10 protein-coding genes are annotated in these 12,409 nt (G+C 64.0%); 9 read left to right on the forward strand and 1 reads right to left on the reverse strand.

The annotated features are described in order from the left end of the window. Positions 1 to 22: 22 nt before the first annotated feature. Positions 23 to 901, reverse strand: a complete 879-nt coding sequence (locus M1D87_RS07680; RefSeq protein ID WP_003260272.1) for a LysR family transcriptional regulator — start codon at positions 899 to 901, stop codon at positions 23 to 25. Positions 902 to 1,032: 131 nt separating this feature from the next. On the opposite strand from M1D87_RS07680, the gene leuC reads away from it, so the two are divergent. The 9 genes from leuC (at position 1,033) to M1D87_RS07725 (ending at position 12,356) form a co-directional block, all read left to right on the forward strand. After that, a complete protein-coding gene (leuC, locus tag M1D87_RS07685; protein ID WP_013971600.1) occupies positions 1,033 to 2,466 on the forward strand; it encodes a 3-isopropylmalate dehydratase large subunit in 1,434 nt (477 codons plus the stop codon). Next, positions 2,463 to 3,107: a 3-isopropylmalate dehydratase small subunit gene (leuD, locus tag M1D87_RS07690; protein WP_015269431.1), complete on the forward strand. Its 645-nt coding sequence runs from the start codon at positions 2,463 to 2,465 to the stop codon at positions 3,105 to 3,107. Before leuC ends, leuD begins: the two co-directional genes overlap by 4 nt. Before the next feature lie 149 nt (positions 3,108 to 3,256). Further along, the gene (locus M1D87_RS07695) at positions 3,257 to 4,021 is read left to right on the forward strand and encodes a class I SAM-dependent methyltransferase (RefSeq protein ID WP_015269432.1); all 765 of its coding nucleotides are present in this window, start codon (positions 3,257 to 3,259) and stop codon (positions 4,019 to 4,021) included. Positions 4,022 to 4,075: 54 nt separating this feature from the next. After that, entirely contained in the window at positions 4,076 to 5,158 is a 1,083-nt protein-coding gene (gene leuB, locus M1D87_RS07700; protein WP_061552346.1) for a 3-isopropylmalate dehydrogenase, read from the forward strand. Positions 5,159 to 5,221: 63 nt separating this feature from the next. Further along, the gene (gene asd, locus M1D87_RS07705) at positions 5,222 to 6,334 is read left to right on the forward strand and encodes an aspartate-semialdehyde dehydrogenase (protein WP_003260268.1); all 1,113 of its coding nucleotides are present in this window, start codon (positions 5,222 to 5,224) and stop codon (positions 6,332 to 6,334) included. A gap of 484 nt (positions 6,335 to 6,818) precedes the next feature. Further along, positions 6,819 to 7,823: an aspartate-semialdehyde dehydrogenase gene (locus M1D87_RS07710; protein WP_421091703.1), complete on the forward strand. Its 1,005-nt coding sequence runs from the start codon at positions 6,819 to 6,821 to the stop codon at positions 7,821 to 7,823. A gap of 71 nt (positions 7,824 to 7,894) precedes the next feature. Further along, positions 7,895 to 10,618 carry a FimV/HubP family polar landmark protein gene (locus M1D87_RS07715; protein ID WP_123084793.1) on the forward strand — a complete coding sequence of 908 codons (2,724 nt, stop codon included), beginning with the start codon at positions 7,895 to 7,897 and terminating at the stop codon, positions 10,616 to 10,618. A gap of 195 nt (positions 10,619 to 10,813) precedes the next feature. Beyond that, entirely contained in the window at positions 10,814 to 11,674 is an 861-nt protein-coding gene (gene truA / locus M1D87_RS07720) for a tRNA pseudouridine(38-40) synthase TruA (protein WP_025338241.1), read from the forward strand. 61 nt (positions 11,675 to 11,735) lie between these two features. Beyond that, a complete protein-coding gene (locus M1D87_RS07725) occupies positions 11,736 to 12,356 on the forward strand; it encodes a phosphoribosylanthranilate isomerase (protein WP_123084795.1) in 621 nt (206 codons plus the stop codon). The last annotated feature ends 53 nt before the right edge of the window (positions 12,357 to 12,409 follow it).

Below are 12,409 nucleotides of genomic sequence, written 5' to 3' on the forward strand. Positions count from 1 at the left end.
GCAATACCGGGCTGACGACCGGTCAGGCGGGCCCCGCGTGGCTGTCGAGCAGGGCCATGAATGCCCTGGCCGCGTTCGAAAGCGTACGCTCCGTGTGCAAAATGTAGCCTAGCTGGCGAGACAGCTGTATGCCCGGCAAGGCGATGGGTGCAACCTGTTCGTCGAGCATGGTGCGCGGCAGCACGCTCCAGGCCAGGCCGATTGACACCATCATCTTGATGGTTTCCAGATAGTTGGTGCTCATGGCGATGTTCGGCGTCAGGCCCTGGCTTTCGAACAGGCGCTGAACAATGTGGTGGGTAAAAGTGTTGCCGCCGGGGAACACGGCCGGGTGGCGGGCGACGTCGGCCAGGCTGACCGCTTGGTTGTTGGCCAGCGGGTGCTCGGGAGCGGCGACGAAGTCCAGGGCGTCGTCCCATACCGGCACGGCCTTGACCAGGTGGTGCGGCTCGGGTGCCAAGGTGATAACGGCAATCTCCGCGCGGCCATGGAGGATCTCGTCGTAGGCCGCTTCCGAATCCATGAACTGAATATCCAGCGCCACTGCAGGGTATTCCCGGGTGAAGGCCCGCAGCAGCGGGGGTAGGCGGTGCAAGCCGATATGATGGCTGGTGGCAAGGGTCAGCCGACCACTCACTTCCCCGGTCAAATTGGTCAGCGCGCGCCGGGTATCATCGAGGACGTTGAGGATCTGGTAGGCGCGGGGAAGCAGGGCGCGGCCCGCCTCGGTCAGGGTCACCTCGCGGCCCAGCCGGTCGAACAGGCGCACATCCAGTTGTTGTTCCAGTCCGGCGATGCGTTTGCTGACGGCCGGTTGAGTCAGGAACAGGCGGTCGGCCGCCCCGGAAAAACTACCGGTTTCGGCAATCGCGATGAAGGCGCTAAGGTTGGCCAGATCCATGAAGTCGAATTCCTGTTGGTTATCCAAAGCATAAAAATTATGAATTTGAGTTATTCAATCTAACCCCCTAGCATCGACCGCACAAGCCAAGGGGTCTTTGGCATAGAAAGACGCTGATGAGGAACAGTCTGATGGCTGGCAAAACGCTCTACGACAAACTCTGGGAAGCCCATGAGGTCAAGCGCCGTGATGACGGCTCGTCCTTGATCTACATCGACCGTCACATCATCCACGAAGTGACGTCGCCCCAGGCCTTCGAAGGCCTGCGCCTGGCCAACCGCAAACCTTGGCGCATCGACGCCAACATCGCCACGCCTGACCACAACGTGCCGACCACGCCAGAGCGCAAGGGCGGTATCGAGGCCATCGTCGACCAGGTGTCGCGCCTGCAGGTGCAGACCCTCGACGAGAACTGTGACGAATACGGCATCGTCGAATTCAAGATGAATGACGAGCGTCAAGGCATCGTCCACGTCATCAGCCCGGAGCAGGGTGCCACCTTGCCTGGCATGACTGTGGTCTGCGGTGACTCGCACACCTCTACCCACGGTGCCTTCGGTGCCCTGGCCCACGGCATCGGCACCTCCGAAGTGGAGCACGTGCTTGCTACCCAGTGCCTGGTCGCCAAGAAGATGAAGAACATGCTGGTGCGCGTGGAAGGCCAGTTGCCTGCCGGCGTAACCGCCAAGGACATCGTCCTGGCCGTGATCGGCAAGATCGGTACCGCCGGTGGTAACGGCCACGCCATGGAATTTGCTGGCAGCGCCATCCGCGAATTGTCGATGGAAGGCCGCATGACCATCTGCAACATGTCCATCGAAGCCGGTGCCCGCGTAGGCCTGGTGGCGGTGGACGACACCACTGTTGCCTATGTCGAAGGCCGCCCGTACGCGCCGAAGGGCGAGCAGTGGAAGCAGGCGGTCGAAGCCTGGAAAGGCCTGGTCTCCGACGCTGACGCGGTGTTCGACACCGTGGTCGAGCTCGACGCTGCGCAAATCAAGCCGCAGGTCAGCTGGGGCACTTCGCCGGAGATGGTCCTCGCTGTCGACCAGCGCGTGCCGGACCCGGCTGCCGAGCCTGACCTGATCAAGCGTGGTTCGATCGAGCGTGCCCTCAAGTACATGGGCCTCGCCGCCAACCAGGCGATCACCGATATCAAGCTCGACCGCGTCTTCATCGGTTCGTGCACCAACTCGCGTATCGAAGACCTGCGCGCTGCCGCCGAAATCGCCAAGGGCCGCAAGGTCGCTGCCAACGTCAAGCAGGCGCTGGTGGTGCCGGGCTCGGGCTTGGTCAAGGCCCAGGCCGAGCGCGAAGGCCTGGACAAGATCTTCCTCGAGGCCGGTTTCGAATGGCGTGAGCCAGGCTGCTCGATGTGCCTGGCGATGAACCCGGACCGCCTGGAGAGCGGCGAGCATTGCGCGTCTACCTCCAACCGCAACTTCGAAGGCCGTCAGGGTGCCGGTGGCCGTACCCACCTGGTCAGCCCGGCCATGGCCGCCGCCGCCGCGGTGACCGGCCACTTCATCGATGTCCGCGAGTTGATCCAAGGGAGCGCAGCATGAAAGCCTTTACCCAGCACACTGGCCTCGTCGCGCCGTTGGACCGTGCCAACGTCGACACCGACCAGATCATCCCCAAGCAGTTCCTTAAGTCGATCAAGCGCACCGGCTTCGGCCCCAACCTGTTCGACGAGTGGCGTTACCTGGACGTGGGCCAGCCTTACCAGGACAACAGCAAGCGCCCGCTGAACAAGGAGTTCGTGCTCAACCACGAACGCTACCAGGGTGCCAGCGTGTTGCTGGCGCGGGAGAACTTCGGTTGCGGCTCCAGCCGTGAGCACGCCCCATGGGCGCTGGACGAGTACGGCTTCCGCAGCGTGATCGCGCCGAGCTTTGCCGACATCTTCTTCAACAACAGCTTCAAGAACGGCTTGCTGCCGATCATCCTCAGCGACGAGGAAGTCGACGAGTTGTTCAAGCAGGTCGAAGCCATCCCGGGCTATCAGCTGACCATCGACCTGCAGGCGCAGGCGGTGACCCGTCCGGATGGCAAGGTGCTGCACTTCGAGATCGATGCGTTCCGCAAGCACTGCTTGCTCAACGGCCTCGACGACATCGGCCTGACCCTGCAGGACAGCGATGCGATCAAGGCCTTCGAGGGCAAGCACCGCGCCGGGCAGCCTTGGCTGTTCCGTGATGCCTGAAGTTTGCAGGTGACAGTACCGGCCTCTTCGCGGGCACGCCCGCTCCCACGGGTACAGCGCAGGATTCGAAACCTGTAGAGGTCCTGTGGGAGCGGGTTTACCCGCGAAAGGGCCGGTACAGGCAGCAGAAAGACCAAAAGGATCGAGACATGACCAGCACCCAGCACACCGATGTGGTCCAACGCCAGTTCGGCGAACAGGCCAGCGCCTATCTCAGCAGCGCCGTGCACGCCCAAGGCAGTGAATTCGGCCTGCTGCAAGACGCGCTGGCAGGGCGGGGCCATGCCCGCGTGCTCGACCTTGGCTGCGGCGCCGGTCATGTCAGTTTCCATGTCGCCCCTCTGGTTGCCGAAGTGGTCGCCTACGACCTCTCGCAAGCCATGCTCGACGTGGTCGCCAGTGCCGCCGCCGAGCGCGGCCTGGCCAATATCACCACCGAACGCGGTGCCGCCGAACGCCTGCCGTTCGCCGACGCCTCGTTCGACTTCGTCTTCAGCCGCTACTCGGCCCACCATTGGAGCGACCTGGGCCTGGCCCTGCGCGAAGTGCGCCGAGTGCTCAAGCCGGGTGGCGTGGCGGCGTTCATCGACGTCATGTCGCCGGGCAGCCCGCTGCTCGACACCTACCTGCAAACGGTCGAAGTACTGCGCGACACCAGCCACGTGCGCGATTATTCCGCTGCCGAATGGCAACGCCAGGTCAGCGAGGCTGGCCTGCATGTGCGCAGCCACACTCGCCAGCCGCTGCGCCTGGAGTTTTCCAGCTGGGTCGAGCGCATGCGCACCCCCGAGCCAATGCGCGTGGCAATTCGCCAATTGCAGCAAGCCATGGGTGAAGAAGTACGGCAGTATTACCAGATCGAGGCCGATGGTTCGTTCAGCACCGATGTGCTGGTGTTGTGGGCCGAGCGTTAAGAACTTTTCGGTGGGGCCCGCTTGGCCGCACCGCGTGATTGGATAGAGGAAAGCATGAGCAAGCAGATTCTGATTCTCCCAGGTGACGGTATCGGCCCGGAAATCATGGCCGAGGCGGTCAAGGTGCTGGAGGTGGCCAACGACAAGTTCCAGCTCGGCTTCAGCCTGGAGCACGATGTGATCGGTGGCGCCGCCATCGACAAGCACGGCGTGCCGCTGGCCGACGAGACCCTGGAGCGTGCGCGCAAGGCCGATGCCGTGCTGCTGGGCGCCGTGGGCGGGCCGAAGTGGGACAAGATCGAGCGTGACATTCGCCCCGAGCGCGGCCTGCTGAAAATCCGTTCGCAACTGGGCCTGTTCGCCAACCTGCGCCCGGCCATCCTCTACCCGCAACTGGCCGATGCCTCGTCGCTCAAGCCAGAGATCGTTTCCGGCCTGGACATCCTCATTGTCCGTGAGCTGACCGGCGGTATCTACTTCGGTGCCCCGCGTGGCCAGCGCGAGCTGGAAGGCGGCGAGCGCCAGGCCTACGACACCCTGCCGTACAGCGAAAGCGAAGTGCGCCGCATTGCCCGTGTCGGTTTCGACATGGCCCGCGTGCGCGGCAAGAAGCTGTGCTCGGTGGACAAGGCCAACGTCCTGGCTTCCAGCCAGCTGTGGCGTGAAGTGGTCGAGGACGTGGCCAAGGACTACCCGGATGTTGAACTGAGCCACATGTACGTCGACAACGCCGCCATGCAGCTGGTGCGTGCGCCCAAGCAGTTCGATGTGATGGTGACCGACAACATGTTCGGTGACATTCTGTCGGATGAAGCTTCCATGCTGACCGGTTCCATCGGCATGCTGCCTTCGGCGTCGCTGGATGCCGACAACAAGGGCATGTACGAGCCGTGCCACGGCTCGGCACCGGACATCGCAGGCCTTGGCATCGCCAACCCGCTGGCGACCATCCTGTCGGTGTCGATGATGCTGCGTTACAGCTTCAATCAGTCGGCTGCCGCCGAGGCGATCGAGAAGGCTGTGAGCCTGGTCCTGGACCAGGGGCTGCGCACCGGCGACATCTTCTCGGAAGGCTGCCGCAAAGTTGGTACGCAGGAAATGGGCGACGCAGTAGTCGCAGCGCTGCGGAATCTGTAATCTCTCTGGCCCGCCACCCAAAATTCCCGGTGGCGGCCCACTTTTAGCAAAGGTGTAGTTGCGATGAAACGTGTAGGTCTGATCGGTTGGCGCGGTATGGTCGGTTCCGTGCTCATGCAGCGGATGCTGGAGGAGCAGGATTTCGACCTCATCGAGCCGGTGTTCTTCACCACCTCCAATGTTGGCGGCCAGGGCCCGAACGTGGGCAAGGATACAGCTCCGCTCAAGGATGCTTATTCGATCGAAGAACTCAAGACCCTCGACGTTATCCTGACCTGCCAGGGCGGCGACTACACCAACGAGGTCTTCCCCAAGCTGCGTGAAGCCGGCTGGCAGGGTTACTGGATCGACGCCGCCTCGTCCCTGCGCATGCAGGATGATGCGGTGATCATCCTCGACCCGGTCAACCGCAAGGTCATCGACCAGCAGCTGGACGCGGGTACCAAGAACTACATCGGCGGCAATTGCACCGTCAGCCTGATGCTGATGGGCCTGGGTGGCCTGTTCGAAGCCGGCCTGGTCGAGTGGATGAGCGCCATGACCTACCAGGCGGCCTCGGGTGCCGGTGCGCAGAACATGCGCGAGCTGATCAAGCAGATGGGTGCTACCCATGCTGCCGTCGCCGATGACCTGGCCAACCCGGCCAGCGCCATCCTCGACATCGACCGCAAGGTTGCCGAGACCATGCGCAGCGAAGCGTTCCCGACCGAGAACTTCGGCGTGCCGCTGGCTGGCAGCCTGATCCCGTGGATCGACAAGGAACTGCCGAACGGCCAGAGCCGTGAAGAGTGGAAGGCCCAGGCCGAGACCAACAAGATCCTCGGCCGCTTCAAGAGCCCGATCCCGGTCGACGGCATCTGCGTGCGCATCGGCGCCATGCGTTGCCACAGCCAGGCGCTGACCATCAAGCTGAACAAGGACGTGCCGCTGGCCGACATCGAAGGCATGATCAGCCAGCACAACCCTTGGGTGAAGCTGGTACCTAACCAGCGTGAAATCAGCATGCAGGAGCTGAGCCCGACCAAGGTTACCGGCACCCTGAACATCCCGGTTGGCCGCCTGCGCAAGCTGAACATGGGGTCCCAGTACCTGGGCGCGTTCACCGTAGGTGACCAGCTGCTGTGGGGCGCGGCCGAGCCGCTGCGCCGCATGCTGCGGATTCTGCTGGAGCGTTGATCGCTCCGGTCTGACCGAAAACCCGCGCTGGCGACAGCGCGGGTTTTTTTAGGTCTGAAAAAGCATTTTGGCTGCAAGGTGCTCGCCACGGCATTTTCAGCGCCTGTGAGATCGAGCGCCGCCCGCGCGGCGCTTCGCAGCGCAAGGCTGCTCCTACCGTTTGTTTCGGGCCAGTTATTCCTGTGAGTTCGATACGCAGCCCCCTGGCATACGCGTCGATATCTTTCCGGGCAAACAAGGCGGTCGCGTGCACTGGTACAGGCTTTACTGGCCCGAAACAAACGGTAGGAGCAGCCTTGCGCTGCGAAGCGCCGCGCGGGCGGCGCTCGATCTCGCAGGCGCCAAATATCTCGCGACAAGCCCATAGCCGCCATCACGCATCAAATGCGGGACCCGTCATGCCCAACATAGGGCCAACAAAGACAAATGCCTACAATCCAAGTAAAGTGCCGCCCCCGCCGTTTTCTGCAAAAGGATCCCTTCCATGACACACCCTTTGGACATCGCCGTCGTCGGCGCCACCGGCAGCGTCGGTGAAGCCCTGGTGCAGATCCTCGAAGAGCTGGATTTCCCGGTTGCCACCCTGCACCTGCTGGCCAGCATGGAATCGGCGGGCAGCAGCGTGATGTTCGCCGGCAAGAAGCTGAAGGTGCGTGAAGTGGACAGCTTCGACTTCGCCCAGGTCAAGCTGGCCTTCTTCGCCGCAGGCGCCGCAGTCAGCCGAAGCTTTGCCAGCAAGGCGCTGCAGGCAGGTTGCACGGTCATCGACCTGTCCGCTGGTCTGGACGACGCCCTGGCCCTGGTGCCCGAAGCCAACGCCGAACGCCTGGTTGACCTGGCATTGCCCGCGCGCATCGTCAGCCCGTGCTCGGCCGCGGTTGCCCTGGCCGTTGCTCTGGCACCGCTCAAGCGCCTGCTGGATATCGAACGGGTGCAGGTGATGGCCGCGCTGGCGGTGTCCGCACAAGGTCGGGAAGCTGTCACCGAACTCGCCCGGCAAACTGCCGAGCTGCTCAATGCCCGGCCCCTGGAGCCGCGCTTCTTCGATCGCCAGGTGGCGTTCAACATGTTGGCGCAGGTCGGTGCCGCCGATGAGCAAGGCCACACCGCTCTGGAGCGCCGCCTGGTCGACGAGCTGCGTGTGCTGCTGGGCCTGCCTGAACTGAAGATTTCCGTGAGCTGCGTTCAAGTCCCGGTATTTTTCGGCGATAGCTTCAGTGTGGCGGTACAGAGCCGTCGCCCGGTCGACCTGGAGGCGGTCAACCAGGCCCTCGAGGCGGCTGACAGCGTCGAACTGGTGGAGCGCGACGATTATCCGACTCCGGTAGGCGACGCAGTAGGCCAGGACGTGGTCTATGTTGGTCGTGTACGGCATGGTGTTGATGAAGACCAGCAGCTCAACCTCTGGCTGACCACCGACAACGTGCGCAAAGGCGCCGCGCTCAATGCTGTGCAAGTGGCGCAATTGTTGATTAAACACATGCCGTAAAAGATACTGGCGAGCACTATTGTCCTGCTCTGCATGCAGGTTTCAGGACGCTTCATACAAGGGAAGAGGTCATGCTTCGAATTCGCAAACTGGTTCTGGCCATGGCTGCAGCATCGGCGCTGTCGTCGGGCATGGCGAATGCCCTGGGTCTGGGGGAACTGACCCTCAAATCGGCACAGAACCAGCCCCTGGACGCCGAGATCGAACTGCTCGACGTGCGCGACCTCACCGCTGCCGAAGTGGCACCGAGCCTGGCGCCGCCGGAAGATTTCAGCAAGGCCGGGGTGGCATTCCCAACCTACCTCGAAGACCTAACCTTCACGCCGGTGATCAACCCCAACGGCAAGAGCGTGCTGCGTGTTACCTCCAGCCAGCCGCTGCCTGAGCCGGTGGTAAAGTTCCTGGTCCAGGTGATGTGGCCGCAGGGCCGCCTGCTGCGTGACTACAGCGTGCTGCTCGACCAGGCCAAGGCCCAGGGCGACAAGCCTGCGGCAGGCAATGTCGTGCCAGCGGTGACCGTTGCCGGCAGCTATACCACCCAGCGCCGGGACACCCTGTGGCAGATTGCTGCGCGCAATACCCAGGGCGGCTCGATCCAGCAGACCATGATCGCGATCCAGGCCCTGAACCCGGACGCTTTCATCGGCAACAACATCAACCAGCTGAAGGTTGGCCAGGTATTGCGCCTGCCCGACCAGCAGCAGATCCAGAATATCCCGCAGGGAGAGGCGACCGCTGAGGTGGCCGAGCAGTATGCTGCCTGGCGTGAAGGCCGTCGCCTGGGCCCGCGAGCCCGCCAGCTGGACGCCACCCGCCGCGGTGCTGCCGAGGCAGCTCCGGCGCGTATCGCCCAGGGCGACAACCTGCGCCTGGTCAGCCCGGGCAACCAGGCCGGTGCCGACCAGGCCAAGGCCCTCAATGACAAGCTGGCGGTGGCCCAGGAAAGCCTGGACACCAGTCGTCGCGACAACGAAGAGCTCAAGAGCCGCATGGCCGACCTGCAGAGCCAGCTGGACAAGCTGCAGCGTCTGATCGAGTTGAAGAACAACCAGTTGGCCCGCCTTGAAGCCCAGGGGGCGGCTGCACCGGCCGAACCGGTCGCCAAGCCTGCGCCTGCCGCCGTCGATACCGCACCCAAGCCGGTGCCCGCCGCCGAGGCCGCACCTGCCGGTCAGCCTGACAGCGTGATCGACGAAATCATGGGCAACCCGCTGCTGCTCGGGCTGATTGCCGGTAGCGCCTTCCTCGTACTGCTGCTTCTGCTGCTGTTGCTGGCGCGCAAGCGCAAGGCCCAGCAGGAGGCTGAAAAACACCTGCGCATGGCGCGGGCGCTGGAAGAAGAGCAGGGCGCAGGCTTTGACAGCGATAGCGCAAGCTTCGATGGCGTAGAAGTCTCGGCGCCGAGCGTGACCCTGTCGCCGGCCGTGGTCGCCGCTTCGGCTGCCGCCGCCACCGCCGCGGAAAAAACGGCGGCACCCGCCTTCGAAGCGCAACCTGAACCGCAAGCCGACCCGCATGCTGCGCTGCTGGCGGAAGTCGAGCAATGCGTGGCCGAAGGCCGCCTGAACCGCGCTACCGACCTGTTGGAACCTGCCGTGGCCGCCGCGCCGCAGCGTGACGACCTGCGCCTGAAACTGATGGATGTGTACGCCCGCCAGGGTGACCAGAGCGCGTTCGTCGAGCAGGAGCGCAAGTTGCCGGCCAGTGAGCAGAACAGTGAAGCGGTTGCCGGGCTGAAAGAGCGCTACCCGGCCATGCTCGGCCTGGCCGCTGTCGGCCTGGGCGCGGCGGCCCTGGCTGCCGAGATGGATGAGCAGTACGTGCAGGAGCTGTTGCAGGATCAGCCTGATACGCCAGTGGTTGCCGACGTGGCGCCGGAGGAAGTGCCGGCGGTCGAGCCAGAGGTGGCGATTGAACCAGAGGCCGTTGCCCTGGCGGAACCTGAAGCAGCGCTCGAACCCGAAGTTGATCTGGATGCTGAGCTGGATGCCTTCGATGAAGTGCCGACCCTCGATGCGCCGGGCCTGGACGAGCAGGACCTGGACAGTGCCTTCGACCTGAGCCTGGGTGACGACCTGCCCGAGCAAGACCCGCTGGCAGCGCCGCTGCTGGACGAATCTGTGGCCCAGCAACCTGTAGTCGAAGAGCCGGTACTGGATGAACCCCTGCTGGAATCGGCTCAGCCCGAAGACGAGCCGTTTGCGGTGGACGCCGAGCTACAGGCCGACGCTGACGCCGAATTCGAGGCCATGCTGGCACAGGCCGAGCCACAGCCCGCTGTGGACCTGTCCGACTTCGACCTCGACATCAGCGAGCCGGTTGCCCCGGCCGCCCCGGCTGCGGTCGACGAAACCCCGGTGGATGTCGCTGCCGAGCTGGCTGCCTTCGACAGCGAGCCAGCGTTCGACCCGCTTTCCGAGTTCGATCTGCCATCCGACTTCGACCTTTCGCTGTCGCTGGAAGACGATTCGCCGGCAGCCAAGAGCTTTGCCTCGGAGTTGGACGACGTCAACGCCGAACTGGACAAGCTGTCGCAGAGCCTCGAATCGCCGTCGTTGGAGCCGCATTTCACCAGCGAGGATGCGGCTGCCCAGCCCGAGCCCGAGCCACTGGACGACCTGGACTTCGACTTTTTCTCCGGTAGCGACGAAGTGGCCACCAAGCTTGACCTGGCCCGCGCCTATATCGACATGGGCGACAACCAGGGCGCACGCGACATCCTCGATGAAGTGGTCAAGGATGGCGACGACAGCCAGCGTCAGGAGGCCGAGGACATGCTCTCCCGGTTGGTCTGATGTAAGCAGGGCCGGCCTCTTCGCGGGCTTGCCCGCTCCCGCAGGATCTCCACACATTTTCGACCTTGTGAGTAACCTGTGGGAGCGGGCGAGCCCGCGAAGAGGCCCTCAAATGCGGTGCATATTCAACGGCAGCCCTACACGGCTGCCGTTGTCGTTATAATCCCCGCCATTCCGTACACCCCCACAGGTTTCATGCTCTTGGACATCATCGACACCGCCGCCGCCGAGTCTGCGGCCGAAGGCTACTCCCGCATCGCCCTGGGCGTGGAATACAAAGGCGCGCGCTACCGTGGCTGGCAGCGCCAGGCCAGTGGCGTGCCCAGTGTCCAGCAGGCCCTGGAGCAGGCGCTGTCCAAGGTGGCCAACGAGCCGATCTCGGTAATCTGCGCCGGGCGCACCGACGCCGGTGTGCATGGCTGCGGGCAGATCGTGCACTTCGACACCCGCGCCGTGCGCGATGAGCGCGCCTGGACCATGGGCACCAACTTCAACCTGCCCCATGACATCAGCGTGGTCTGGTCGCGGCCGATGCCGGCCGACTTCCATGCCCGCTTCAAGGCCTGCGCCCGGCGTTACCGCTACGTCATCTACAACGACCCGATCCGCCCGGCCCACCTGGCCGAGGAAGTCACCTGGAACCACCGCCCGCTGGATGTCGAACGCATGGCCGAAGCCGCGCAGTACCTGCTTGGTACCCATGACTTCAGTGCCTTCCGCGCCAGCCAGTGCCAGGCCAAGTCGCCGATCAAGCACATCTACCATCTGCGCGTCACCCGCCATGGCCAGATGATCGTGCTGGACGTGCGCGCCACGGCTTTCCTGCACCACATGGTGCGTAACATTGCCGGTGTACTGATGACCATCGGTGCCGGAGAGCGCCCGGTCACCTGGGCGCGTGAGGTGCTGGAAGGGCGCAACCGCCGCGAAGGTGGGGTCACGGCGCACCCATACGGCCTCTACCTGGTACAGGTGGAGTACCCCGAGGAGTACGCGCTGCCCAAGCGTTACATCGGTCCACACTTTTTGACCGGTTACGAAGCATTGGCAGACTGACGGGCGAAAAGTCATTTGCTAACATCCGGCCTTTCACCGTAACAAGCAGGGTTCGCTGTCCATGAGCAATGTTCGCAGCAAGATCTGCGGGATTACCCGCATCGAAGACGCACTGGCCGCTGCCGAAGCGGGGGCCGATGCCATCGGCTTCGTCTTCTATGCCAAGAGCCCACGCGCCGTGGACGTGCGCCAGGCGCGGGCGATCATTGCCGAGCTGCCGCCGTTCGTGACCACGGTCGGTTTGTTCGTCAATGCTTCGCGCTGCGAGCTGAACGAGATCCTCGAAGTGGTTCCGCTGGACCTGCTACAGTTCCACGGCGACGAAACCCCACAGGACTGCGAAGGCTACCACCGCCCCTGGATCAAGGCCCTGCGCGTACGCCCGGGCGACGACCTGGAGGCGGCCTGCCGGGTTTACGCTGGTGCCCGCGGCATTCTGCTGGACACCTACGTGCCGGGCGTACCCGGAGGCACCGGTGAAGCGTTCGACTGGTCGCTGGTGCCTGCGCGCCTGAGCAAGCCGATCATCCTGGCGGGCGGGCTGTCTGCCGACAATGTCGGCCAGGCCATCGCCCAGGTGCGGCCGTACGCGGTGGATGTCAGTGGCGGCGTGGAGCAAGCCAAGGGCATCAAGGACGCGGCGAAGATCGAGGCCTTCATGCGTGCGGTGAAACAGGCGTGATGGCAGATGTGACGGCTGGCTGCGCGCCATCGTCCATAGCTTTCGCAGCCCTG

Source organism: Pseudomonas sp. SA233 (genome assembly GCF_054792385.1).

Coding starts and splice junctions, on each gene's coding strand:
- M1D87_RS07680 (WP_003260272.1), bottom strand. CDS start 901: ATGGATCTGGCCAACCTTAGCGCCTTCATCGCGATTGCCGAAACCGGT.
- leuC (WP_013971600.1), top strand. CDS start 1,033: ATGGCTGGCAAAACGCTCTACGACAAACTCTGGGAAGCCCATGAGGTC.
- leuD (WP_015269431.1), top strand. CDS start 2,463: ATGAAAGCCTTTACCCAGCACACTGGCCTCGTCGCGCCGTTGGACCGT.
- M1D87_RS07695 (WP_015269432.1), top strand. CDS start 3,257: ATGACCAGCACCCAGCACACCGATGTGGTCCAACGCCAGTTCGGCGAA.
- leuB (WP_061552346.1), top strand. CDS start 4,076: ATGAGCAAGCAGATTCTGATTCTCCCAGGTGACGGTATCGGCCCGGAA.
- asd (WP_003260268.1), top strand. CDS start 5,222: ATGAAACGTGTAGGTCTGATCGGTTGGCGCGGTATGGTCGGTTCCGTG.
- M1D87_RS07710 (WP_421091703.1), top strand. CDS start 6,819: ATGACACACCCTTTGGACATCGCCGTCGTCGGCGCCACCGGCAGCGTC.
- M1D87_RS07715 (WP_123084793.1), top strand. CDS start 7,895: ATGCTTCGAATTCGCAAACTGGTTCTGGCCATGGCTGCAGCATCGGCG.
- truA (WP_025338241.1), top strand. CDS start 10,814: ATGCTCTTGGACATCATCGACACCGCCGCCGCCGAGTCTGCGGCCGAA.
- M1D87_RS07725 (WP_123084795.1), top strand. CDS start 11,736: ATGAGCAATGTTCGCAGCAAGATCTGCGGGATTACCCGCATCGAAGAC.